At 67.5% G+C, this 22,988-nt stretch carries 18 protein-coding genes; 5 read left to right on the top strand and 13 right to left on the bottom strand.

Annotation, left to right across the window (positions count from 1 at the left end; translation table 11 throughout):
• Nucleotides 1-14: 14 nt before the first annotated feature.
• The 3 genes from KZ686_RS24025 to KZ686_RS24015 form a co-directional block, all read right to left on the bottom strand.
• A complete protein-coding gene (locus KZ686_RS24025) occupies nt 15-983 on the bottom strand; it encodes a Bug family tripartite tricarboxylate transporter substrate binding protein (RefSeq protein ID WP_265633910.1) in 969 nt (322 codons plus the stop codon).
• A 98-nt stretch (nt 984-1,081) separates the two neighbouring features.
• Nucleotides 1,082-2,020: a hydroxymethylglutaryl-CoA lyase gene (locus KZ686_RS24020; protein ID WP_265633909.1), complete on the bottom strand. Its 939-nt coding sequence runs from the start codon at nt 2,018-2,020 to the stop codon at nt 1,082-1,084.
• Entirely contained in the window at nt 2,017-3,216 is a 1,200-nt protein-coding gene (locus tag KZ686_RS24015) for a CaiB/BaiF CoA transferase family protein (protein ID WP_149315964.1), read from the bottom strand. The genes KZ686_RS24020 and KZ686_RS24015 overlap by 4 nt, the downstream gene beginning before the upstream one ends.
• A 213-nt stretch (nt 3,217-3,429) precedes the next feature.
• Here KZ686_RS24015 and prpR point away from each other — a divergent pair, with 213 nt between their 5' ends.
• Nucleotides 3,430-5,442 carry a propionate catabolism operon regulatory protein PrpR gene (prpR, locus tag KZ686_RS24010; RefSeq protein ID WP_265633908.1) on the top strand — a complete coding sequence of 671 codons (2,013 nt, stop codon included), beginning with the start codon at nt 3,430-3,432 and terminating at the stop codon, nt 5,440-5,442.
• Nucleotides 5,443-5,536: 94 nt separating this feature from the next.
• Here prpR and KZ686_RS24005 read toward each other — a convergent pair whose 3' ends face one another.
• Nucleotides 5,537-7,783 (bottom strand): phosphocholine-specific phospholipase C, encoded by a 2,247-nt coding sequence (locus tag KZ686_RS24005; protein ID WP_265633907.1) that lies wholly within the window; start codon nt 7,781-7,783, stop codon nt 5,537-5,539.
• Between the two features lie 476 nt (nt 7,784-8,259).
• Here KZ686_RS24005 and KZ686_RS24000 point away from each other — a divergent pair, with 476 nt between their 5' ends.
• Nucleotides 8,260-10,404 (top strand): phosphocholine-specific phospholipase C, encoded by a 2,145-nt coding sequence (locus tag KZ686_RS24000; protein WP_265633905.1) that lies wholly within the window; start codon nt 8,260-8,262, stop codon nt 10,402-10,404.
• A 108-nt stretch (nt 10,405-10,512) separates the two neighbouring features.
• Here KZ686_RS24000 and KZ686_RS23995 read toward each other — a convergent pair whose 3' ends face one another.
• From KZ686_RS23995 to KZ686_RS23965, 7 genes are all read right to left on the bottom strand, one after another.
• Nucleotides 10,513-11,988, bottom strand: a complete 1,476-nt coding sequence (locus KZ686_RS23995; RefSeq protein WP_265633904.1) for a sensor domain-containing diguanylate cyclase — start codon at nt 11,986-11,988, stop codon at nt 10,513-10,515.
• Between the two features lie 151 nt (nt 11,989-12,139).
• The gene (locus KZ686_RS23990; protein ID WP_149315969.1) at nt 12,140-13,138 is read right to left on the bottom strand and encodes a Bug family tripartite tricarboxylate transporter substrate binding protein; all 999 of its coding nucleotides are present in this window, start codon (nt 13,136-13,138) and stop codon (nt 12,140-12,142) included.
• Nucleotides 13,139-13,291: 153 nt separating this feature from the next.
• Nucleotides 13,292-14,800 carry an FAD-dependent oxidoreductase gene (locus tag KZ686_RS23985; RefSeq protein WP_265633903.1) on the bottom strand — a complete coding sequence of 503 codons (1,509 nt, stop codon included), beginning with the start codon at nt 14,798-14,800 and terminating at the stop codon, nt 13,292-13,294.
• Nucleotides 14,801-14,840: 40 nt separating this feature from the next.
• Entirely contained in the window at nt 14,841-15,551 is a 711-nt protein-coding gene (locus tag KZ686_RS23980) for an RNA polymerase sigma factor (protein ID WP_226106298.1), read from the bottom strand.
• Nucleotides 15,548-15,841, bottom strand: a complete 294-nt coding sequence (locus KZ686_RS23975) for a plastocyanin/azurin family copper-binding protein (protein WP_150083991.1) — start codon at nt 15,839-15,841, stop codon at nt 15,548-15,550. The genes KZ686_RS23980 and KZ686_RS23975 overlap by 4 nt, the downstream gene beginning before the upstream one ends.
• A 35-nt stretch (nt 15,842-15,876) precedes the next feature.
• Nucleotides 15,877-16,419, bottom strand: a complete 543-nt coding sequence (locus KZ686_RS23970; RefSeq protein ID WP_265633902.1) for a DUF4142 domain-containing protein — start codon at nt 16,417-16,419, stop codon at nt 15,877-15,879.
• Nucleotides 16,420-16,559: 140 nt separating this feature from the next.
• Nucleotides 16,560-17,483, bottom strand: a complete 924-nt coding sequence (locus KZ686_RS23965) for a LysR substrate-binding domain-containing protein (RefSeq protein WP_150083909.1) — start codon at nt 17,481-17,483, stop codon at nt 16,560-16,562.
• Between the two features lie 133 nt (nt 17,484-17,616).
• On the opposite strand from KZ686_RS23965, the gene KZ686_RS23960 reads away from it, so the two are divergent.
• The 3 genes from KZ686_RS23960 to KZ686_RS23950 all read left to right on the top strand — a co-directional run bounded on the left by KZ686_RS23960 (nt 17,617) and on the right by KZ686_RS23950 (nt 20,980).
• Nucleotides 17,617-19,122 (top strand): amidase, encoded by a 1,506-nt coding sequence (locus KZ686_RS23960; RefSeq protein ID WP_265633901.1) that lies wholly within the window; start codon nt 17,617-17,619, stop codon nt 19,120-19,122.
• Nucleotides 19,123-19,197: 75 nt separating this feature from the next.
• On the top strand, nt 19,198-20,187 hold the full coding sequence (locus KZ686_RS23955; RefSeq protein WP_150083907.1) for a Bug family tripartite tricarboxylate transporter substrate binding protein: 990 nt from the start codon (nt 19,198-19,200) through the stop codon (nt 20,185-20,187).
• A 277-nt stretch (nt 20,188-20,464) separates the two neighbouring features.
• Nucleotides 20,465-20,980: a Rid family hydrolase gene (locus KZ686_RS23950; RefSeq protein ID WP_265633900.1), complete on the top strand. Its 516-nt coding sequence runs from the start codon at nt 20,465-20,467 to the stop codon at nt 20,978-20,980.
• 7 nt (nt 20,981-20,987) lie between these two features.
• Here the strand turns inward: KZ686_RS23950 and KZ686_RS23945 are convergent, their stop codons facing one another.
• Nucleotides 20,988-21,596 (bottom strand): glutathione S-transferase, encoded by a 609-nt coding sequence (locus tag KZ686_RS23945; protein WP_265633899.1) that lies wholly within the window; start codon nt 21,594-21,596, stop codon nt 20,988-20,990.
• Nucleotides 21,597-21,698: 102 nt separating this feature from the next.
• On the bottom strand, nt 21,699-22,931 hold the full coding sequence (locus tag KZ686_RS23940) for an L-dopachrome tautomerase-related protein (RefSeq protein WP_265633898.1): 1,233 nt from the start codon (nt 22,929-22,931) through the stop codon (nt 21,699-21,701).
• Between the last annotated feature and the right edge of the window lie 57 nt (nt 22,932-22,988).

The following is a 22,988-nucleotide window of genomic DNA, read 5'->3' as shown; positions in this document are numbered from 1 at the left end:
GCGTCCGCGCTGCGCTACTCGGGGCGAATGCCGCCGCGGCGTGCCACTTCGGCCCACTTCTGCGTCTCGCTGCCGATCAACGCGCGGAACGCGTCCGGCGGGGTCAGCACGATGGCGGCGCCCTGGTCCCGCATCTGCTTGGCGACCGCGGGGTCGGCCGTGACCTCGCGCAGGTCGCGGTGGATCTGTTCGACCGTGGCCGCGGGCATGCCGGCGGGCCCGAACAGGCCATACCAGTTCAGCGACTGCACGCCATCCAGGCCGGCTTCCTTGAACGTCATCGCGTCGGGGAAGATCGGCATGCGCTCGTCCGCGGCAACGCCGATCACGCGCAGGTCGCCGCCGTTGACGTGCGGCAAGGCGGTCAGCACGCTGGTAAAGCCCGAGGCGAGATGGCCGCCGATGATGTCGACCATGATCTGCGCCCCGCCCTTGTACGACACCGGGATCGTCTGCAGCTTGCCGACCTGGCGCAGCAGCTCGCCGGTCAGGCGGGTCTGCCCCTCCGAATAACCCACGCCGAGCGGTTGCTTGCGCGCGGCCTCGACCAGATCGTTCAGCGTCTTGTACGGGCTCGACTTGGCGACCACCAGCACCATCGGCGACACCGCCAGCCGCGTGATCGGCGTGAAGCCCTTGGCGGTGTCATACGGCAGGCTCTTCATCAGCACCGGATTGATCGCGTGCGAGCCGACCACCATCAGCAAGGTGTGGCCATCCGGCGCCGACTTGGCGACGTGGCCGGTGCCGATCACGCCGTTGGCGCCGGGGCGGTTCTCGACCACCACCGACTGGCCCCAGCGCTCCGACAGCTTCTGCGCCACCAGCCGGCTGACGATATCGGTGCCACCGCCGGGGGCATAGGGCACGATCAGCGTGACGGGTTTGTCGGGCCATTTCGCGGCGGCGTGGCTCCAAGGCGCGGCGGTGGCCAGGCAGGCCACGATCATCATGGCCGCGCGCATCCAGCGATGGTTCAGCATCGGTTGTCTCCTGTTGTGTTCGTTGTGTGTTGTGCTTGTTGTGCTTGTTTTGCTTGTCGGGGCTTGCTGGGGCTGTGGCGTGAATCCGGACGGCCGACTCACGTCACCGGTTCAGCCCCGTACCGGCGCCGCAGCCATGCGCTGGATCGCCCGCCCAACGGACGTCCCAGCAGCGACTCCGCATAACCGACGGCATCGAGCAGGCCCTCCAGCGCGATACCCGTGGCAAAGCCGCTCTGCTCCGCCATCAACACCAGGTCCTCGGTCGCCAGATTGCCGGCCGCGCCTGGGGCGAAGGGGCAGCCGCCGATGCCGCCGACGCTGGCGTCGAAGCGCCGCACGCCTGCTTCCAGCGCGGCCCACGCATTGGCGGCACCGAGGCCGCGCGTATCGTGCAGATGAACCGCGAGCCGGTCGATCTCGATGGTGTCGGCCAGTGCGGCAATGCGCGCCTTGACTCCGGCCGGTGCGGCGGCGCCGATGGTGTCCGCAATCACGATCTCCTGCGCACCGGCCTCGCGCATGCGCTGCGCCAGCCGGACCACGGTGGAGAGCGGCACCTCGCCCTCGAACGGACAGACAAAGGCGACTGCGACATAGGCGCGCGTGCGCAGGCCGAGCTCGCGTGCGTGGGCAAGCGTCTCCTCGCTGACCGCGGTGGCCTGCGCCAGATCCATATTGATGTTGCGCAAGTTCATGGTCTCGGTCGCGGACAGCACCACGGCGATCTCCGGCGCGCCAGCGGCATGCGCGCGCTCCAGTCCCTTGCGGTTCGGCACCAGCGTCGACAGGCGCAGATCGGGCAGCTCCCCGCGCAAGCGGGCCACCACGTCGGCCGCATCGGCCATCTGCGGTACCGCGCGGGGCGAGACGAAGCTGGTCGCCTCGACGCTGCGCACACCGGCCGCGGCAAGGCGGCGGACCAGCTCCAGTTTTCCCTCGGTCGAAATCGCCACGGCCTGGTTCTGCAGGCCATCGCGTGGCGCGACATCGGTGATGACGATCGTTTCCTGTTCCATCGTCGTTGCCTCCGTCATGCGACCGCGCCGGCGGCGCGCAACCGGTCCAGCCGATCGGCGTCGTAGCCGAGCAGATCGCGCAGCACGGCCTCCGTGTGCTCGCCGACCGCGGGCGGACAGCTGTACGCCGGCGCGGCCGCGCGCGACAGCTTGACGGGATTGCCGGGCATGCGCACCGTCTCGCCAGTCTTGAGCTCGACCTCGACCACCATGTCGCGGCCGAGCACCTGCGGTTCGCGCAGCGCGTGGGCGAAGTCATTGACCGGGCCGCACGGAATGCGGGCCTGGCGCAGCCGGTCGAGCCAATATGCCGACGATTCGCCGCGCAGCACATCGCCGATGATCGCGTCGATGCGGTCCTTGTCGGCGTAGCGGCCCGGCTGGCGCAGATATTCCGGGCGGCGCAACTCCGGATGGTCGATCACGCTCAGGAAGCGCTCGAAGAACGCATCGCCGATGCAGGCGATGATGATGTGGCCGTCGCGGGTGGGATACGTGTTGTACGGCACGTGCACGAAATGGCTGTTGCCGATCCGCTCCGGCACGATGCCCGACATCAGATGCATCGTCGCCATGTAGTTCAGCAGCGAGATCTGCGCATCCAGCATCGAGATATCGACGTGCTGTCCCACGCCGCTGCGCTCGCGCTCGGCCAGCGCCGCCAGCACGCCAATCGCGCCGAACACGCCGCCGCCCAGATCGCCGATCGGAATGCCGCTGCGCACTGGCGGTCCATCGGCCATGCCGGTGATCGACATGCCGCCGCCCATCGCCTGCACGACCTGGTCGAAGGCTGGCTGCTGCCGGTCCGGGCCGGTCTGGCCGAAGCCCGTCACCGAGCAGGTGACGATGCGCGGATTGACCTGCGACAGCGCGGCATGATCGATACCCAGCCGCTCGGTGACGCCGGCGCTGAAGTTGTCGAACACCACATCGGCATGGCGCACCAGATCGAGAAACACCGCGCGGCCGGCGTCGGACTTCAGGTCGATGCAGACGCTTTCCTTGTTGCGGTTCAGCGTCAGGAAGTAGGCGCCCATGCCGTCGCGCGCATAGTCCTCGCTCTCGGCCAGCAGCCGCCGCGTCCCCTCTCCGGCGCCGGGCGGCTCGACCTTGATGGTGCGCGCGCCGAGATCGGCCAGCAGCATCGTGCCGTACGGGCCCGACAGCATGTGGGTCAAATCCAGCACGGTGATATGGCTGAGCGCCTGCATTCTTTCCTCCGTCGGTAGCATGCGGCTTGTTCCGCAAGCCCCATGCCACCTTTGCGGCGCGAGACAAGCCATTGATTATTTTGGACAATTCATTCTGCTACTCGCGTTTCACCGTTTCATGAAACACTGGCGAGACATCGATGAAACACGGCGAACGCGCGCGGCCTGAGCTTCGAGGCGGGACGAAGCGCGCAGACCGCCGGCGAGGAGACCATGCGCAACACCCCGAACGACCGCGGCACCCGGCCGCGGCTCTGCTTCATCAGCTACAAGCACCTGAGCCGGTTCGCGATGACCGTGCTGGACGAATACGCGGACCGGGCCGAGATCGAGGTGGTCAACGCCTCGTTCGAGGCGGCCCTCGACGCCGCGCGCGAGCGCATCCGCGACGGATCGACCGACGCGCTGATCAGCGCCGGCGCCAACGCCACCATCCTGCGCAACGCGGTGGTGGCGCCGGTCGCCACCATCAAGCTGTCCGGCTTCGACATCCTGCTGGCGCTGCTCAACGCGCGGCGCATCTCGTCCAAGGTCGGCGTGGTGATGTACGGCGCGTGCATCCCGGAGCTCGATGCGGTGCGCGACCTGCTGAAGATCAAGGTGGCGCAGTACGCCTACCGCACGCCCGACGAGGCCCGGCAGTGTTTCGAACTGCTGGCCCGCGACGGCTACGAAGTGGTGGTCGGCTCGAGCATCGTGGTGGAGCTGGCCGAGCAGTATGGCTTGCAGGGCCGCCTCGCCTACTCGCTCGGCGCGGTGCGCCAGGGCATCGAGGACGCGATCGAGCTGGCGCGTGTCGCCCGGCTCGAGGCGGGCCGCTACGAGCAGCTGAACGGCGTGCTGCACAACCTGCAGGAAGCCGTGCTGGCGGTCGATCGCGACGATCGCCTGATCGCGGTCAATCCGCCGATGGAGAAGCTGCTGGGACGCGTGCGCGCCCGCTTGCTCGGCCAGCATCTGGACGACATCGAGCCGGCGCTGTCGCTGCGGACCACGCTGGACAGCGGGCTGCAGGAGCGCGGCAGCGTGCTGCGCTACGCCCAGCGCGACTGGATCGCCAATCGCACGCCGATTCGCGAGCACGGCGATACGGTCGGTGCCGCCCTGACGCTGTACGACGCGCGCAATATCCAGGACGCCGACGCCAGCCTGCGCAGCCAGCAGCGCCGCCATCAGCCGACCGCGCGCCATCGTTTCGACAATCTGATCGGAAGCAGTCCGTCCTTTCTACGGGCCTGCGCAACCGCCAGGCGCTTCGCGCGGACCGACCTGACCGTGCTGATCTCCGGCGAAAGCGGCGTCGGCAAGGAGCTGTTCGCGCAGGCCATCCATAACGACAGCAAGCGCGCCGGCAAGCCGTTCGTCGCCGTCAATTGCGCGGCCTTTCCGGAGGCGCTGCTCGAGAGCGAACTGTTCGGCTACGAAGAAGGCGCGTTCACCGGCTCGCGCCGCGGCGGCAAGCGCGGCCTGTTCGAAGCGGCTCACACCGGCACGCTGTTCCTCGACGAGATCGGCGACATGCCGGTCTCGTTGCAGACGCGGCTGCTGCGCGTGCTGCAGGAGCGCGAGATCGTGCGGCTGGGCGGCGGCGTACCGATTCCCGTCGACGTGCGCATCATCGCGGCGACCCACCAGCCCTTGCCGCAGCGGATCGCGGCGAAGCAATTCCGGCAGGACCTCTACTATCGGATCAACACGCTGCAATTGCGCATCCCGCCGCTGCGGGAGCGGACGGAGGACATCGAGGCGCTGGCCACCGTGCTGCTGCGGCGAAGCCTGGACAGGCTCGACAGCGACCTGGACGCGACGGCCTTGCTCGCGCCCTTGCGCGAGCGGCTGCGAGCCTACCGCTGGCCGGGCAATGTGCGGGAGCTCGAGAACCTGTGCGAACGGATGGCGGTGTTCTTCTCGCAGTGGCAGCACGTCGACGCGATCGCGTTCGACGAATTGCGCCACGACTGTCCCGAGCTTTATGGGTTGGATAGCGGGGGCTCGGATATTCGCTCGGACATTCGCTCGGACATTCGCTCGGACATTCGCTCGGACGTTGGCTCAGGCCCCGGCGCCAACGCCGCGTCTCGCGCGCGGGTGCTGGAGGTGCTGGCGGCCTGCGGCGGCAACCGCCAGCAGGCCGCGCAGCGGCTGGGCATCAGCCGCGCGACGTTATGGCGATGGGTGAAGGAAGCGAACGGGCAAGCCGCGCCGCCCATCGCACCCGACGACTAACTTGACGCCTCGCCCGACGACTCCCCCGACGACTCGCCCGACGACTCGCCTGACGACTCGCGTGGCGACTCGCCTCATGACTGACCCGCCTCCGTCAGACCTCGCCCATCGCGGGGTCACTGACCGTATGCCGCCCGGTTTCCACCCGGCCGGCAAAGCGGCGATAGAAGGCCGGATCGCTGCTGCACGTCACCGCGAAGTCGTACCACTGGCCGCTGTCGGCCAGCGACCAGTGCCGCGAGGCCGTGCCGCCCGCGGCGACGTCGACCTGCCAGGGGCCGTCGGTGCGATAGGCCAGCGGCGCGATGGCGAACTGGCACGCGGCGGCGCCCGGATTGAGCAGATCCACGTAGACGTCTCCGTTGGCAATGTCGTAGCAGACACGGATCTCCGGCGCGGCCTGCGCAGCGCCGAGCCGGTTCAGGTCGCCCTTGAAATGCCGGTGGTAGCCGTTGGGGCCGAGCACCCACAGATCGTAGCGGCCGAAATTGTCGGACCCGGCGTTCCAGGTATCGGACAGCGTCTTGCCGGCCTCGACCATATAGCGGCGCGGGATGCGGTCCAGCTTGTGGCCGTCGTAGACGTGGAACACGGCGGCCTGCGTACCGGTATTCGAGAACAGCAGCTCGACCTGGCCCGACCCCTGGCCCGATGCATGGCAGCGCGCGCTGGTATGCAGTTCGTAGGGCAGCGCGCGCGAAGGACGCGTGCCCGGTGCCTGCAGCGGCAGCGCCATGTCGCGCGGCACCGGCACGGCCGGCAGCCGCTGCTGCGCGGCGCGCAGCGCGTCGGCCGCATCCCGCGTGGTGCGGCCCGCCAGTGTCGGCAACGCCTCGGTATTCGGCGTCTTGAAATTGAAGGCGCTGGTCAGGTCGCCGCAGACGGCGCGCCGGAACGGGCTGATGTTCGGCTCCTGCACGCCAAAGCGGGCCTCGAGGAAGCGCAGCACCGACGTGTGGTCGAACACCTGCGAATTGACCCAGCCGCCGCGGCTCCACGGCGAGATCACGTAAAGCGGAACGCGCGGTCCCGGCCCGTAGACGCGGCCGTCCGGCGCCGGCTGGCTGGTGCTGCCCTGCGGCGGCGGCTGCGTGAAATACTCCGGTGCCAACTCTGCCTCGCTGAGCGTGGTCTTGCCGGCGTACGTGTTGTCGGGATTGCGCGACGGCGCCGACGGCGACGGCACGTGATCGAAATAGCCGTCGTTCTCGTCGAAATTGACGATCAGGACCGTCCTGCTCCAGACCTCCGGATTGGCGGTCAGCGCATCGAGGACCTCCTGCAGGAACCACGAGCCCTGTACCGGACTCGAGGGCCCGGGATGCTCGCAGTAGATCGACGGCGCATTGATCCACGATACCTGCGGCAGCTTGCCTTCTCGCACGTCGCGCCTGAAGGCGTCGAGATACTGGTCCGGCTGGCTGCCCGGCAGCGTGTTGGCGACGCCCTTGTAGAGCGGATTGCCGGCGTTGTCGGTCGCCGCATCGTAGGCGTGATACGGCAGCGGCTGGCCCGTATCGTTGTACGGCGCGCCGGGCGCACCGCCGCTCGACACCGGAAAGCCGGACGCCAGATTGGCGCGGCGGAAGGTCTGGAAGGCGCCGAGCATGTTGTCGCCCCACTCGTCCGGCATGTTCTGGTAGCTGATCCAGCTGATGCCGGCCTCTTCCAGCCGCTCGGCATAGGTCTTCCACGTGTAGCCGACGTTCGCGTCCGACGGGATGCCGTTGATCGCATCCCACTCGTTGTTGACGAAGGCCACGTTCTGCGGCACCGGCCCGTTGGTGCCGGTCAGATGGAAGGCCCGGTTCGCGTCCGTGCCGGTGTGCATCGAGCAGTGGTAGGCGTCGCAGATCGTGAACGCATTGGCGAGCGCGAACTGGAACGGGATCTCCTGCTCCTTGTAATAGCCCATCGACGTGTCGGTCTTGGCGACGGGCCAACGCGACATGCGGCCGTGATCCCAGGCCTCCTGGCTGTCCTTCCACGAGTGCGGCGTGCCGGCGACGCGCTGCGCGTTGTTGGCGGTGCCGTCCAGATGGTAGGGCGTGATGACCGTGCCGTTCGCGCGCTCCTGCTGCCAGACCTTGCGGCCGTTCGGCATCGGGATCGTGAGGCGGTCACCGAATCCGCGCACGCCGCTCAGCGTGCCGAAGTAGTGGTCGAACGAGCGGTTCTCCTGCATCAGGATCACCACGTGCTGCACGTCCATGATGGTGCCGGTGGCATTGTGGGCCGGAATGGCCAGCGCGCGGCGAATGCTGGGAGGAAAGGCGGCGAGCGCCGCGGCCGAAAAGCCCGCGGCCGCGCTCGCCTGCAGGAATCTGCGGCGGGAGGTCATTTCTGTTTGTTGTTGTGGGCGGAGTCGGAGGGCCGGGTGCGGATCGCGCTCAGGGAGCGCAGCGCAGTTCCGGCTTGGGCGTCTCGGGGGGCTTCGGCGTTTCGCCCGGCTTGTCGTCGTCGCCGCCGCAGGCGGTCAGCACGGCGGTGGTCAGAAGAACGGCCAACAGCGCTCTCGTCATTCTCAGGGCTTGCATTGGAACCCTCGCTGGCGTGGAAAGAAGGGGGAGAGATTTTTCCGGCTTCGGAAAATCCCGCCAGCCTAGTGCGCCTGCATGACGGCACTGTGACCCGACGCCGAACTCCCGCACTGTTGCGGAGTGGTCCTTGTCATCGCCGCGTCATGCCGCTGACATCGCCGTTCGGTACGGTGCCGGCTTCGGCTGTCCGGCGCCCCGCTGCCTCGGGCGCCGGCGCCAATGGTTTCCCGATCGCCGCCCTGCCGGTACCATCCCGCCATCCCAGCCGCCTTTCGCCATGCCATCGAACAGCCGTCGTCAATTCCTGAAGATCGCCAGCACCGGCGCCGCCGCTGCCGCCACGCTCGCCGCGTTCCCGCCTGCGATCCGCCGCGCCCTTGCCATCCCCGCCAATAACGCCACCGGCACCATCCGCGATGTCGAGCACGTCGTGATCCTGATGCAGGAGAACCGCTCGTTCGACAACTATTTCGGAACGATGAAGGGCGTGCGCGGCTTCGGCGACCGCTTTCCGATTCCGCTTGCCGGCGGGCGCAACGTCTTCGAGCAGACCTATACCGAGAATGGCGTCAGCCGCATCGTGCTGCCCTACCACCTGGACAGCAGCGCCGGCAACGCGCAGCGCGTCAGCGGCACGCCGCACAGCTATCCCGATGCGCAGGACGCCTGGGACCTGGGTCGCATGAACCAGTGGCCGACGTACAAGGAGCCGCATTCGATGGGCTTCTATACCGAAGCCGAACTCGATTTCCAGTACGCGCTGGCCAACGCCTTCACGATCTGCGACGCGTACTTCTGCTCGTTCCATGGCGGCACGAACCCGAACCGCCTGTTCCACTGGACCGGCACCAACGATCCGACCGGCGCGATGGGTGGCCCGGTGATCGACAACCGCGGCGATTCGCTCGATGCGACCAGCATCAGCTACCGCTGGACCACGTATCCGGAGCGGTTGCAGGCCGCCGGTGTCAGCTGGAAGGTCTACCAGAACCTGCCGGACAACTTCACCGACAATCCGCTGGCGGGCTTCAAGCAATATCGCGAAGCCAACGCGGCGCGCGGCAACCTGCCCAACGGCAGCCCGTATCCGCCCTACACGCCGGCAGACGAATCGATCAGCCCGCTGATCAAGGGCATCGGCAACACGATGCCGGATGGCGGCTTTCTGCAGGCACTGAAGGACGATATCGCGGCGGGAACGCTGCCGCAGGTGTCGTGGATCGTGGCACCGGCCACCTACTCCGAGCATCCCGGGCCGTCGAGCCCGGTGCAGGGTGCCTGGTATACGCAAGAGGTGCTCAACGCGCTGACGGCCAATCCGGAGGTCTGGAGCCGCACCGTGCTGCTGATCAACTTCGACGAGAACGACGGCTTCTTCGACCACGTACCGCCGCCCTGCGCGCCCGCGTTCGACAACGGCACGCTGGCCGGCGCCTCGACGGTGGCGACCGACGGCGAGTATCACACCGACGGCAAGCCCTATGGTCCCGGCCCCCGCGTGCCGATGTATGTGGTATCGCCCTGGAGCCGCGGCGGCTGGGTCAATTCGCAGGTGTTCGACCACACGTCGGTGCTGCGCTTCCTCGAAGCCCGTTTCGGCGTGAGGGAGCCGAATATCAGCGCGTACCGCCGCGCGATCGCCGGCGATCTGCTCTCGGCGTTCAACTTCGTCAATCCGAATACCGAGACGCTGCCGACGCTGCCAACGCGGGACAAGACCAGCGCCGATGCGATCCGCACCGCGCAGGGCCAGTTGCCCCAGGTACCGCTGCCGCCGACGACCGCGCAGCAGATGCCGGCGCAGGCGGCCGGCACGCGCCCCTCGCGCGCGCTGCCGTATGAACTGCACGTCAGCGGCCGGGAAGACCCCAGCGGCCGCGCGATGTGGCTGCTGTTCAGCAATACCGGAACGGCCGCGGCCGTGTTCCATGTTTACGACCGGCTGCACCTGGACCGCGTGCCGCGCCGCTACACCGTCGAACCGGGCAAGCAGCTCGACGGCCGCTATGAGGTCTTTGCTGGCGACGAAGGCCGCTACGACCTGTTCGTGCTGGGACCCAATGGCTTTCATCGCAGCTTCCGCGGCGACGTCAGCACGCTGGGCACCGCGGGTGCCAGCGCGCCGGAGATCCGCGTCTGCTACGACATCGCCAACGCGGCGGTCTACCTGACGATGATCAATGCCGGCGCCAGCGCCTGCACCTTCACCGTGGTGCCGAACGCCTACCGCAACGACGGCCCCTGGACCTTCGAAGTCCCCGCCGGCAAGCAGCTGGACCAGCACTGGCCGGTGGGCTCGCAGGGCAACTGGTACGACTTCACGGTGACTACCCAGCAAGGCAGCTTCCGCCGCCGTTTTGCCGGGCGCATCGAGACGGGCAAGGACCTCGTGTCGGACCCGGCGATGGGCGAACGCGACTGACGGGTCCGTCGGCGGGGCTTGGCTTGGCGGCCGGGCTTAGCGGCCGGGTTAGCGGCGGGCTTGTTGGTGAGGTTGGGGCTGAGTTTGGTGCGACCTTGGTAACGTGACTCAGTTGCTGCGGCGCTCCCGCTCTGCCCGCAGCTTTTCGTAGTACGCCCGCTTGGCCGCATACATGCGCGCGTCGGCCTGCTTGACCGCATCGGTCAGGCGCTCGCCGACCGCACAGGTGGCCGCGCCGATCGCGAAGTTCAGCGCCGCGCCCGGATAGAACTGGTTGTTCAGTTCGACGACCTGCTCGATCTGCGCGACGATCGAGGCCGTGGCATGTTCGTCGCGGTCCGGCAGCAGCACCATGAACTCGTCGCCGCCGACACGGGCGATGCAGAAGCCGTCGCCGACCGCCTTCTTCAGGGCCTCTCCCGCACGGCGCAGCAGCGCATCGCCATCGCCGTGGCCAAGGTTGTCGTTGATCTGCTTGAGTCCGTTCAGATCCACGGCGATCACGCTGACCGGCCACGGCCCCTTGCGGCCGAGACGCGCCAGCTCGTCCTCGTAATAGGCGCGGTTGTACAGCTTGGTCAGCACGTCGTGCTTGCCGAGGAATTCGACGTAGGCCTCGGCCTTCTTGCGCGCGGTGATGTCGGTCAGCGACACCAGCACCTGATCCCATTCGGCCTCGTGCCCGGGGAATACCGACCATTGCATGTACACATGGACCTGGCGGCCGTCCAGCGCATAGTTGACGACCTCGCGCTGCTGCCACAGCTTCTCGTTCCACAGATCGACCAGCTGCTCGGCAAAGTGCCCCTGCATGTCATCGCGGAACACGTCCCCAAGGCGCGACAGCAGCACCGGCTTGGATGGCGCGCTGAACATCAGCAAGGTCTGCTGGTTGACGTCGATCACGCGGATTTCCTGCATGCAGCGCGCGATGAAATCGGGATGGACGTTCAGGAAGGTCCGGAAATCGGTAATGCCGGCGGCGCGCACCTCGTCGAGCAACACCTTGACCGCGCTGAAGTCCTCGACCCACAGCGACACCGGCGAATGCTCGAACAGCCCGAGCGCGTATTGCTGGCTATTGCGCAGCTCCCGCTCGGCGCGCTGGCGCTGCGTGATGTCGTCGATCGACAGCAGCACGCGGTCCCAATGCTGCTCGTGGCCCGGCAGCACGCGGCCTGACAGCTGGATATCGAGACGCTGGCCATCGAGCGTGTAATTGACCGATTGGCCGCCGAAGACGCCGCGGCCGTCCCACAGGTCCACCAGTTCCTCGACGTGCTGCTCGAACATGTCGTCGCGGAACACCTTGTCCAGATTTCCGACCAGATCGGCGAGATCCCGGGCGCCGTAGAGCTCCAGCGTGCGGCGGTTGACATTGACGATGCGCATCAGCGACGAACAACGGGCAACCTCGTCGGGATGGCCATGCAGGTAGGCGCGCAGATCGGTGATGCCCGCGGCCCGCAGGCCATCGAGATGCCGTTTCAGGTCACTATAGTCTTCCAGCCACAACGAGACTGGCGCGAGATCGAACAGGTTCTGGTAGTCGTCGACGGTGGACGCGCTGCTTTCGGCCTTCAAGGCGGATTCCTCTGATTCCAGGCTGGCGTGGCGATCGCAACCGGGCCGGATGGCCGGGTTGCGCTGTGCTTGCTCTGCCTTGGCAAGCCACGCAAAGCCCGTAGCATAGGGCACCACGCCCCGGATGGGAAACCCGCCATCGTGGAGGGGCTCAGGTTCCGTCGATCTTGAAGCCGATGTCCTTGATGAACTTGCCCCACCGGGCATGATCGGTCTTGATCTGCGTGGCAAAGGCCTCCGGCGTGACGGCCTGCGGCGGCAATACGCCGACGCCCGCCAGCCGCTTGTGATAGGCCGGGTCGGCCAGCACCTTGCGCACGGCTGCCGATACCGCCTCGACGGTGTCCTTCGGCATGGCCTTGGGACCGAACAGCGCGAAATAGCCGCTCAACTGCTCCATCTCGGCAAATCCCAGTTCCCGGAACGTCGGCGCACCGGGCGCGAGATCGGAACGTTCCGGAATCGTGGTCGCCAGCACCTTGGTCTTGCCCGCCTGATAGAGCGGCACCCCCGTGGTCAGCCCGTCGATCATCAACGGCACCACGCCGCCGACCAGGTCCTGCGTGGCCGGCGCCGAGCCCTTGTACAGCACGGGCTCGATATGGGTGCCGGACAGCCGGTTGAACAGCAGCGGCCCGAAGTGCGACGAGGTTCCTGGCCCGTACGACGCGGAATGCAGCGGCTTGCCGGGATTGGCCTTGGACCAGGCAATCAGTTCCTTCAGCGAGGAGAACGGCGCGTCCTTGTTCGCCACCATCACGACCGGCGCCTTGCCCAGTTCCGCCAATGCGGTCAGATCGGTCAGCGGGTCGTAGGGCACGCGGTTGATATGGGCGCCGGAGGTCGCCGACGAGCCGAGCGTGACCAGCAAGGTGTGGCCGTCGTTCTTCGCGCGGATCACGTCCTGCGTGGCGGGGATCGTCGCCCCGCCCGGCTTGTTTTCCACGACGACCGACTGGCCGATGACCTTCGTGAAGTAATCGGCGAACAGCCGCGCCACCACGTCGGTGCCGCCCCCCGGCGGATAGGCGACCACCAGCCGAATCGGCCGGCTCGGCCAATCCGCCGCCCATGCGCTTGGCGCCAGGCCGGTTGCCGCGAGCGTCGCGGTGGCGCAGGCCGCCGCGCCGAGGAACTGTCGTCGATCCATGCTGATGTCTCCGGCTGTTGTTTTGGGTCAGCTGATTTTGGGGTCCGCTGCTGCCGGTTCATCTTAGTGGCTGTTCCAGCCCGCGACACGTTGGGGTTTTCCGCCATTTTCCGCATGGCAGAACGGGCGCGATGCAGGCCCGGTCGCGCCGGCTCAGGTTCCGCTTTCCTGATCGGGGACCAGCTTGATGGTCAGCGGCGCGAGCGCGGGGCCCGACAACACGCTGCCGTCCGGCGCGAAACGGCTGCCGTGGCAGGGACAGTCCCAGCTCATCTCGACAGCATTCCAATGCACGATGCATTTCATGTGCGTGCAGACGGGCGATACCGCGAACAGGCGCCCCGCGGCATCGCGATAGGCCGCGACGCGTTCGCCTTCCAGTTCCGCGATCGCGGCGCTTCCCGGTGCGAGGCTCTGCAGTTGCTCGTGCTGGCGACGCGTCAGATAGTCCTGGATCAGGGCCTTCCCCATGCTGACCACTTCCTCGGCGGTCCCCTTCGCCGATTTCACCGCGGTCAGCCGCGTCGCCTTGTAGAGCTCGCTCCAGCGGTTGTCGACGCCGAGAATCTGGTCCGCGAGGATGGCCGCGGCCAGCGTGCCGTAGGTCAGGCCATCGGTGGCGAACCCGGTCGCAATGTAGCTGCCGAAGGCGTCCTTGCCGATATAGGGCAAGCCGTCCGGCGACGGGAAGTTCTGCGCCGACCAGCGATAGGCAATCTGCCGAATGCCGAGGCGCTGCCTTGCCGATTCCTCCAGCTTTGCCATGGCCGCTGCCGCGTCATGCTGACCGGTCTTTGCTGTCTGGCCGACGCAGACCAGGTAGTTGCCCTGCGTGGTATCGAGCCCGCGCACCGACAGGCGCTCGCTGCCCTCGGCGTAGAAGATCCCCACCGGAAACGAATCGCCGTCCAATGGCGCCGCCAATCCGTACTCGCGATGCGGCACCATGCCGGCTTGCATCAGATGGAAGCCGCTCGGCGAATGCGTGGCGAGCACGATGTGCTGCGCCTGGACGCTGCCCCGCTCCGTTCGCAGCAGTTGCTGCGCGCGGTCGATTTCGACCACCGGCGAGCGCTCGAAGATGCGGCAGCCATTGTCGGCCGCATGCCGGGCCAGCGCCAGCACGTAGGCAAGCGGATGAAATTGCGCCTGCTGCTCGAGCACCAGCGCATCGCCGTGCGCATGCGGCAACCCTGGCGGCAAGGCCCCTTCCCTGCGGATCGCAAGACCGGCGGCCAGCGAGGCCTCGAATTCCGCCTCGATCCCGTCGCGCGCATTCGCCGACGCCGGATAGCGCACCAGGGGGCAGCGCCGGAAGGCGCAATCGATGCCGAGGCGATGGACATGCTCCTCGATCCAATCGACCGCTTCCGCGCGAGACTGCGTGACCTGCCGCACGACCTCGTCGCCCCACTTCTGCCGAAGCGCATGCAGGCCACTGCTGACCGTTGCGTAGAGATTGCCGGTGGAATTGCCGGTATCCCCGACGCCCAACCCATTCGCCTCCAGCAGCACCACGCTGCGGCCAGCTTGCACGAGGCGCCAGGCGAGACTGACCCCGGTAATGCCGCCACCGACGATCGCGATATCGGTCTGGATGTCCTCGACCAGCAAGGGCCAGCCGGTCGGATTTGTGGTGCCACGCCAGAGTGAAATTGTCATGTGGGGTCTCCTTGCGGCGATGTCGATTCCGCCCCTCCGCTCAAGCCTTGCCTGCGTTCTCGCGGTCCAGGCGCGCCATCACGCCTTGCACGATCCGGTCGCAGCGCACGCCGCCGAATTCGTACAGATCGCGACCGGCGAGATCGATCTCGCGAGCGAGCGCTTCCCGCAGCAGGCTGCGTGCACGGAAATGCCGGCTGCGGACCGTTGCCTCCGGAATATCGAGACACTGCGCGGTCTCCTCCACGCTCATTTCCTCGACTTCGCGCATCACGAAAACGAGACGGAACGTCTTGGGCAACCGGTCCAGCTGGCGCTCGATCAGTCCGCGCAATTCGGTACGCGCGAATGCCCTGTCCGGTGCATCGTCGTCGGGTGCGGGATAGTCGTGCTCCATAGCGTCATCCCCGGATGAAGCCACCATCGGAATCACCTTCTCGCGGCGTGCGTGGCGTCGCAATCGACCGAGGCATTGATTCAGTACCAGCCGCGACAGCCAGGTCGCCAGCGCCGCGTCGCCGCGGAACTCGCCGATCGCGCGATAGGCCGACAGATAGGCCTCCTGCAGCGCGTCTTCCGCCTCCGCATCGTCACGCAGCGCCGCGCGCGCCAGACGGTACAGACGCCGGTTGTTCCGCCGGATCAGCAATTCGAACGCGGAACGATCGCCCGCCGCGATACGCCGGGCCAGCTCCTGGTCTTCGCCATGAGGCTGGCCGGTAGCGGGCGTCGTTGCACTGGAAGGGATCATCGCTTGCGAATATCCAGAACCGCCTGCATGGTCGGATGGAGCGTGCAGACGTAGGGCACCGATCCATCGCCCTGCACCACGTGCTCCCATGACGCACCGGGTGCGATATGGCCGGAATCGAAGGTCCTGCCGTCCGCCGACGTCGCGGTATGCGGCACGATATCCTGATTGACCCAGACGACGCGATCGCCGCGGTGCACCATCAATGTCGAAGGACGAAATTCCATTCCCTCGATGGTGACAATATAGGTCGCCGCACCGACCTCCGTGCCGCCAAGGACCGCCGCCATCACCAGCGGTCCCAGAATGGTCCCCCGGCTCCAATTCATGGCTTCTTGTTCGTCTTCGCGTTCTTGGTCTTCGGCAGCGAGGCTTGCAGGTGCTTCGCATGCTCCAGATGCGCGACGAACGCCGGCCGCACCTTGACCAGCAGAGCCTTCAACTCGGCATTGCTGGCGCTCGGCACCAGGGTCTTGTCCAGGGCGTTCAGTACGGCCTGGTGGTAGTCGACCTCCTGATCGACATAGGCCTTATCGAAGGCCTCCCCCTTGAGCCCCTTCAGTCTGGCGATGTTTGCTTCCCCGCCGCGCTTCAGGGTCTGCGCCGTGGGGTTGTCTTCGGGCTTGAGATCGAGCTTCTTCGCCAGGTCCATTGCGGACTTGTTGACGCTGGAGTGGTCGGTGACCATCAGGTCCGCGAACTCCTTCACCTCCTTGGACTTCGCCTTCGTCCGCGCCAGCTCGCCGGCGTCGATGTCGACTTGATTCGCTGTGACCACGATGGCCGCAATCTGGGCGTCGTTCGGGGATTGGGCCCACGCGATTGCCGCGGCGCAGCATAGGGATAGGGCCGTCAGGATGTGTTTCATTTCATCGCTCCTCCATGAAGTGGACTCGGTTGCCGCGGCGCCGGGGGGCGTGGGCGAGCGGGTTCTTTCATGGGGATGGATGTCATGAGGGGCGGCGGCGTTCCCACGGAGTTGAAGTATCGCGCAGCGGAAATGCCCGCTCACCCCGCCGCCCCCGCCTCCGCCCCCAACCTCTCCCTCACAAACCCCAGAAACGCCCTCACCCCCTCCGGCAGCGTCCGCCCCGCCAGCGTCTGTAGTTCGATCGCCCTGCCCTTCATCCCCCGCTCCCGGATCACCGCGGCGTGCAGTTCTCCGCGGCGCAAGCGGTCGCCTACGGTCACCGCACCGGAAATCGACAACCCTCCCCCGTGCAGCACGAAACTGGTCAGCGTCTCGAAATGATTGGTGACCAACACCGGCTCGAACACGATGCCGCGTTCGCCGGCGGCGATATCGAACAGCTGGCGCACCGTGTTGTCGGCCTCCGGCAATGCCAGCGGATACGGCTGCATCTGCGCCAGCGTCACGCTGCGAAAGCGCGCCAGCGGATGGTCGGGGCGCATGATGGCGATCACGGGCGCGGGCTGCCGGTGTTCGACGCGGATCCCCTGCTCGCCAGCGCGGCTATAGGTGATGCCGATATCGGCGTCGCCGTGCAGCACGATGCCGGTCACGTCCGCGGGCGACGCCACGCGGACATGGAAATGCAGTCCGGGATAGCGCTCGCGGAATTCGGCGATGCAGCGCGGCAGGAATTCGATGGCGAAGCCCGCGGAGCTGGCGATGCGAACACGGCCGCGCCGCAAGCCCTGCAGGGCGGCGATTTCCGAGACGACGCGGTCCGCTTCCAGCGCGCCTCGCAAGGCATAGGCCGCCAGCACTTCCCCGGCGGCGCTGGCGACCATGCCGCGCGGGCGGCGGTCGAACAGTGGCACGCCCAGCAGCGTTTCCAGCGCGGCCACCTGGCGGCTGACCGCCGATACGGTGACGTTGAGCCGCTGCGCCGCCTCGGTCAGCGAGCCGCTGCGTACCACTTCGAGGAAATAGCGCAGGGCTGTGTCCTGCAGGCGGTGCGACAGCATCGATCCGGCTCCCTGGCGCAAAGGCCCGTTCTGGTTTGCGTTTTACGCAAGGATATTTGAAATAATCGTCGATTGTGCGAAACCCGGCCCGACCCGTATGCTTTTCCGGAACAACGAAGGAGACACCACCACCATGGCGCCCGACCAGACCGCTTCCAGCCAGTCCACGAATCAGCCCGCCAATTGGCCGACCGCCCAGCCCACCGACCCGATCGTCGAACTCGATGCCGTCGCGCTGTCCCGCGCCATCCATGCGCGGGAGGTCTCGTGCGTCGAGGTGCTCGACGCCTTTTTCGACCAGATCGACCGCCACAATCCGCGCGTCAACGCCATCGTCGCCCCGCTCGACCGCGATCCGCTCCGTGCCCAGGCGGCCGAGCGCGATGCCGAACTCGCCAAGGGGCAAAGCCGTGGTCCCCTGCATGGCTTCCCGCAGGCCCCGAAGGACATCAGCCCGGCCGCGGGCATGGTCACGACCAAGGGCTCGCCAATCTTCGCCGGACAGGTCACGCAGACCGATGCCGCGATCTTCGCGCGCATGCGCAAGGCTGGCGCGCTGTTCGTCGGGCGCACCAATTCCCCCGAGTTCGGCCTCGGCGGCCATACCTACAACCCCGTCTATGGCACCACGCGCAACGCCTTCGACCCCTCGCGCTCCGCGGGCGGCAGCAGCGGCGGAGCGGCGGTCGCCGTCGCACTGCGCATGCTGCCGGTGGCGGATGGCTCGGACATGATGGGATCGCTGCGCACGCCGGCGGCGTTCAACCACGTGTACGGGCTGCGCACGTCGTTCGGGCTGGTGCCGCACGGCCCGACCGACGAGGTTTTCTTCCAGCAGTTCAGCGTGGCCGGCCCGATGGCGCGCAACGTGCCGGACCTGGCGATGCTGCTGTCGGTGCAGGCTGGTTTCGATGCGCGCCTGCCGCTGACGCGCCGCAGCGAGCCGCCGGGCAGTTTCGCGCTGCCGCCGGAGCGCGACTGGACCGGCGTACGGATCGGCTGGCTGGGCGACCTGGGCGGCCAATTGCCGACCGAGCCGGGCCTGCTCGATACCTGCGCCCGCGCGCTGGACCACTTCCGCACGCTGGGCTGCACCGTCGAGCCCGCGCTGCCCGCATTCGATCTGGAAAAGCTGTGGCACGCATGGATCGATCTGCGCAGCTTCTCGGTGGCCGGCGCCAATGCCGCGCTATGGCACGACCCCGCCAAGCGCGCGATGCTCAAGCCCGAGGCCGCATGGGAGATCGAGCGCGGCATGGCGCTGCCCAGCACGCGCGTGTACGAAGCGATGTGCGTGCGCAGCGCCTGGTATCAGGCGCTGGTCCAGCTGTTCGCACACTACGACTATCTGGTGCTGCCCGCCGCGCAGGTGTTTCCGTTCGACGCCGAATGGGACTGGCCGCACGCCATCGACGGCCGCGACATGGACACCTATCACCGCTGGATGCAGACCGTGGTGCCGGCGACGATGGCCGGTCTCCCGGCACTCGCCGCGCCGGCCGGCTTCGGGCCGCAGGGCCTGCCCGCCGGCATTCAGATCATCGGGCCAGCGCAGACCGATGCCGCCGTGCTGCAGCTGGGCCATGCCTACGACCAGGCGGGCGGATTCTCGCGGGTCCGCAGTCCCTGGCTTGGCTGAGCCACACCACATACGGCAATAACGCAGCCTCTCGATCGATATCGAAATCCACCACTGCTGGCAGGAGTGCCCTTGATGACCGTAATGCCCCCGAAGCGATTCTTCCTTGCATGCACCGGCCTGGCCGCCGCATTTGCCATGGCGACGGCGCCAGCCGCGGCGCAGACGTATCCCGATCGCCCGATCCGTCTGGTGGTGCCCTTTGCCGCGGGCGGCGCGACCGACGTGCTCGGGCGTCTGCTGGCCGTGGGCCTCGGCGAGAAGCTCGGCCAGACCGTGGTCGTGGAAAACAAGCCCGGCGCCAGCACGGTGATCGGCGCCACGCAGGTCGCCAAGGCCGCGCCCGATGGCTATACGCTGCTGCTGGCGGCCAGCACCACGCTGACGCTGAACCCGGCAATTCGCCCCAACCTCGCCTATGACCCGATCAAGAGCTTCACGCCGCTGGGCCTGGTCGCCGATATGAGCCTGGTGCTGGTCGCCAATCCCGACACGTCGCTGCATTCGCTCAAGGACCTCGTCACGCAGGCAAAGGCCGATCCGGACAAGTTCTCCTACGGCTCGTTCGGCACCGGTTCGTCGGTGCATTTCGGGGGGGAGATGCTGAAGTCGGCCGCCGGCATCCGCATGGTGCATGTGCCCTTCAACGGCAGCGCGCCCAATCTGACGGCGCTCGCCGGCGGCCAGGTCCAGGTCGCGGTCGACACCGTGGTGGCGGGTCTGCCGCTGATCAAGGCCGGCAGGATTCGTCCGCTGGCCGTGCTGTCGCCGCAGCGCCTGCCGGCCTTGCCGCAGGTGCCGACGGTCGCCGAGAGCGGCTATCCGGGCTTCCAGATGGGAACGTGGTTCGCGCTGATCGCACCGGCCGGGCTGCCGGCGCCGGTCCAGCAGAAGCTGGAGAAGGCCTTGGCGGACGTCGTCAACGCCCCGGCCACGCGCGCCCGACTGGTGGAACTGGCGCTGACGCCCGCCTATGGCAATGGCGCCGCGGTCAAGGCCAGGGTCGAGAAGGAGTTGCCGGAGATGCGAGCCGTCGCGGCGCGGGCGAATATCCGGGCGGAATAAGGGCGGAATAAGGGCGGAATAAGGGCGAAGTGCGGGCGGAGTGCGGGCGGAGTGAGGCAGCGCCGCTGCGTACCCTGCGCGTTCAGCCGCGGCAATCCACAACGGCGCACCGGCATTATTTGACTGATCGGTACAAAACAAATTATGCTCGTCGGCACGCGCTCAGCCGCCTGAGCGCAGCTCCTCTTCGAGCAACGATGCAACGGGTCTGACGCACCCGTTGTTTTTTGCCCATTTCTGTACCGATCGATAAATTTTTTAGCCGCCAAGAATACCGATGAGCCATCCCGTCAGCACCGACATTCGTCAGATTCCAACCGCCACCGGCATGGTGGCCATCCCGGCCGAGCTTGAGGACGATGTCGCGCAGTTCCACTATGCCCCTGCCCGCCGCGTCGGCGACTTCGTCTATCTCTCCGGCGTGGTCGCCTGCAACAGGCGCACCGAGCCGATGGACGAGCCGGCGTTCTGCGACGAATTGCGTGGGGTCTTCCGCCAGATCGAACGCTTGCTGCTCGCCTGCGATGCGCGGCTGGACGATGTCGTCGAACTGCAGATGTTCCATGTCTTCGGCAGCCAACGGCTCGCCCTGGACAAGGCCGGCCAGCTGGCGGCCATCGGCCGGGTTCGGGACGAGTTCTTTGCCGCGCCGTATCCGGTCGCGGTGGAATTGGGCGTGGCGGACCTGAACCCCGACGGCGGCCTGGTCGAAATCAAGGCCACGGCGTTTGCACCACGGGACCGTGCCGGCAAACAGCCGCGCCAGGAGGCCAGGCGGCTGTCGAGGCCCTGAGACGCGCTCAAGCGTGCGGATACGCCTCGAAGGCCGGCAGGCGCTCCGCCGCCGCCGTCAGCGAGGCGATGGCCGGATGCTTTGCCGGATCCACCGCGCCCGGCAGCATGGCCTGCGTAAAAGTCCACACCACCGCGGTGGTCAGTTGCGCCTGCGACAGCGCGCTCTCCTGTACCGGCACCGCCAGGCGCGCGACCTCTTCCTCCAGCAAGGCAAAGGCGCTGGTGCGCTGGCCGTCGACGCGCTCCACCCACGGCTGGTGCTGCTTCTCGGCCGGCCGCAGCTGGTGCTCGTAGACGTTCTGCACGGCCTTCTCGCACGCGGCCAGCGCCAGCCCGATGACGCGCAGATCGCGCTGGCGCACCGCCAGGTCCGCCGGCATCAGGCTGCGTCCGGCCAGCGCCTCGACGTAGTCGATGATCAGCGTCGAGTCCATCAGCACCACGCCGTTGTCGCAGACCAGCGACGGCGCCTTGACGACCGGATTGATGGCGCGGAACTGCTCGAAGGTGCGGAACACCGAAACCGGTTCATGGTGGAAGGACAGCCCCAGCAGGCGCATCGTGATCGCGGCGCGGCGCACATAGGGGGAATCGAGCATGCCGATCAGTCTCATCGTTTTACTCCAGGGGTCGGTTGACGGGGATGGCGCCTATCTTCCTTTGTCCACCGCCCGCTTGCCAAGCCCCATCGCGTCGAATCCCCGCGCCGCCCCGGCTCAGTCGCGCTTGTCCCGGGACGGTTTCCGCGATTGCAACGGCAGGCGCCACAGGTCATAACGCTCCTCGCCGGCCTTGACCACCCCCGCGAAATGCCCGTTCAGATGGCTGGCGGTGAACACCAGGTCGCCGTTGGGCAGCAGCGCGGGCGTATCGGGCCAGAGCACGCCCTCGTCGGCCGCGAGCAGCGACATCGCGCCGGTGGCCGGGTCGTACTTGACGATGCCGTTGCGCGTCACGTCCGTGATGTACAGCTTGCCCTTCGCGTCGGTGACGATGCCATCGGTATTGCCGCCGACGTCGCCGAGATCGCGCACCGCCGCGGACAACGTCTGCGCACTGGCGCCCTTGTCGCGCAGCAGCCGCGTCGGCACGGCATAGGCGTGCGTGCCCGTGGTAACGGCCCAGTACAGCGTGCCGGCATCAGGCGACAGCGCGATGCCGTTGATGCCGAGTTTCAACGGGTTGCCCGGCCACACCTCGGCGCCATGCGAGACCACCTTCGCGCCGGGCTCCGGCAACAGGCTCGCATGCCGGTCCAGCACGCGCCGCGCCTTGCCTGCGGCAAAGTCCACCACGATCAGCCCCGCCTGATTGTCCGGCGCGCTGCGCAGGCCGCTGTCGGAGACATAGGCGATCCGGCGCCGCTCGTCGACGACGATATCGTTCAGGAAGCTGCCCTTGCGGTCCGCCACGCCATCGAGCGCGATACGCCGCACCGTGCGGCCGGTACGCAGGTCGTAGACCATCACCTTCTGCGCGCCCACCGGGGCCTCGGCCTGGCCCGCGACGAAGCCCATGTCGAGCGCCCACAGCCAGCCGTTGCGGCGGTCGATATGAAAGCCGAGCACGTTGCGCAGATGCGTGTCCGGGGCGGCATCGACCGCATTGCCGTCCACCGACGGAAAGGCCGACAGCCGGGCCGGCCCGCTCCGCGCGCTGGTATCGAGCAGGCTCAGCGTCGCCGGCGCGTCGGCGGAGACCAGCCGGGGCGTGCTGACGAAGGCGCGGCCCCGCGCATCGAAATGAATGCCGGCGATCGGCGCGTTGACCGAGCCGGCGAAGGGCGCCGGGTCCGCGCCCTGCCGGGACGGCTCCCAGCTGACGCCCTTATAGCTGCGCCAGCGTTCGAGGGGGATCTGGGCGGCGGTATCGGCGAATGCCGGGACGGCGGTGAATGCGGTGAATGCGGTGAACGTCAGCGCGGCGAGACGGGACGGGTTAAGCAGCATGGTGATGTCCGGAAGTTTGGGCCGACAGGCGCTGACGGCGCGTGGCCGTGCCTGTCG

It is taken from the genome of Cupriavidus cauae, assembly GCF_026210475.1.
In the GTDB taxonomy this organism is placed as follows: Bacteria; Pseudomonadota; Gammaproteobacteria; order Burkholderiales; family Burkholderiaceae; genus Cupriavidus; species Cupriavidus cauae.
Note: the sequence above shows the minus strand (reverse complement) of the source record. Positions and strands in the feature narration are given on the sequence as shown.

Excerpts from the sequence above, each read along its gene's own strand:
- KZ686_RS24025 (WP_265633910.1), bottom strand. The coding sequence starts at position 983 with ATGCTGAACCATCGCTGGATGCGCGCGGCCATGATGATCGTGGCCTGC.
- KZ686_RS24020 (WP_265633909.1), bottom strand. The coding sequence starts at position 2,020 with ATGACGGAGGCAACGACGATGGAACAGGAAACGATCGTCATCACCGAT.
- KZ686_RS24015 (WP_149315964.1), bottom strand. The coding sequence starts at position 3,216 with ATGCAGGCGCTCAGCCATATCACCGTGCTGGATTTGACCCACATGCTG.
- prpR (WP_265633908.1), top strand. The coding sequence starts at position 3,430 with ATGCGCAACACCCCGAACGACCGCGGCACCCGGCCGCGGCTCTGCTTC.
- KZ686_RS24005 (WP_265633907.1), bottom strand. The coding sequence starts at position 7,783 with ATGACCTCCCGCCGCAGATTCCTGCAGGCGAGCGCGGCCGCGGGCTTT.
- KZ686_RS24000 (WP_265633905.1), top strand. The coding sequence starts at position 8,260 with ATGCCATCGAACAGCCGTCGTCAATTCCTGAAGATCGCCAGCACCGGC.
- KZ686_RS23990 (WP_149315969.1), bottom strand. The coding sequence starts at position 13,138 with ATGGATCGACGACAGTTCCTCGGCGCGGCGGCCTGCGCCACCGCGACG.
- KZ686_RS23985 (WP_265633903.1), bottom strand. The coding sequence starts at position 14,800 with ATGACAATTTCACTCTGGCGTGGCACCACAAATCCGACCGGCTGGCCC.
- KZ686_RS23980 (WP_226106298.1), bottom strand. The coding sequence starts at position 15,551 with ATGATCCCTTCCAGTGCAACGACGCCCGCTACCGGCCAGCCTCATGGC.
- KZ686_RS23975 (WP_150083991.1), bottom strand. The coding sequence starts at position 15,841 with ATGGCGGCGGTCCTTGGCGGCACGGAGGTCGGTGCGGCGACCTATATT.
- KZ686_RS23970 (WP_265633902.1), bottom strand. The coding sequence starts at position 16,419 with ATGAAACACATCCTGACGGCCCTATCCCTATGCTGCGCCGCGGCAATC.
- KZ686_RS23965 (WP_150083909.1), bottom strand. The coding sequence starts at position 17,483 with ATGCTGTCGCACCGCCTGCAGGACACAGCCCTGCGCTATTTCCTCGAA.
- KZ686_RS23960 (WP_265633901.1), top strand. The coding sequence starts at position 17,617 with ATGGCGCCCGACCAGACCGCTTCCAGCCAGTCCACGAATCAGCCCGCC.
- KZ686_RS23955 (WP_150083907.1), top strand. The coding sequence starts at position 19,198 with ATGACCGTAATGCCCCCGAAGCGATTCTTCCTTGCATGCACCGGCCTG.
- KZ686_RS23950 (WP_265633900.1), top strand. The coding sequence starts at position 20,465 with ATGAGCCATCCCGTCAGCACCGACATTCGTCAGATTCCAACCGCCACC.
- KZ686_RS23945 (WP_265633899.1), bottom strand. The coding sequence starts at position 21,596 with ATGAGACTGATCGGCATGCTCGATTCCCCCTATGTGCGCCGCGCCGCG.
- KZ686_RS23940 (WP_265633898.1), bottom strand. The coding sequence starts at position 22,931 with ATGCTGCTTAACCCGTCCCGTCTCGCCGCGCTGACGTTCACCGCATTC.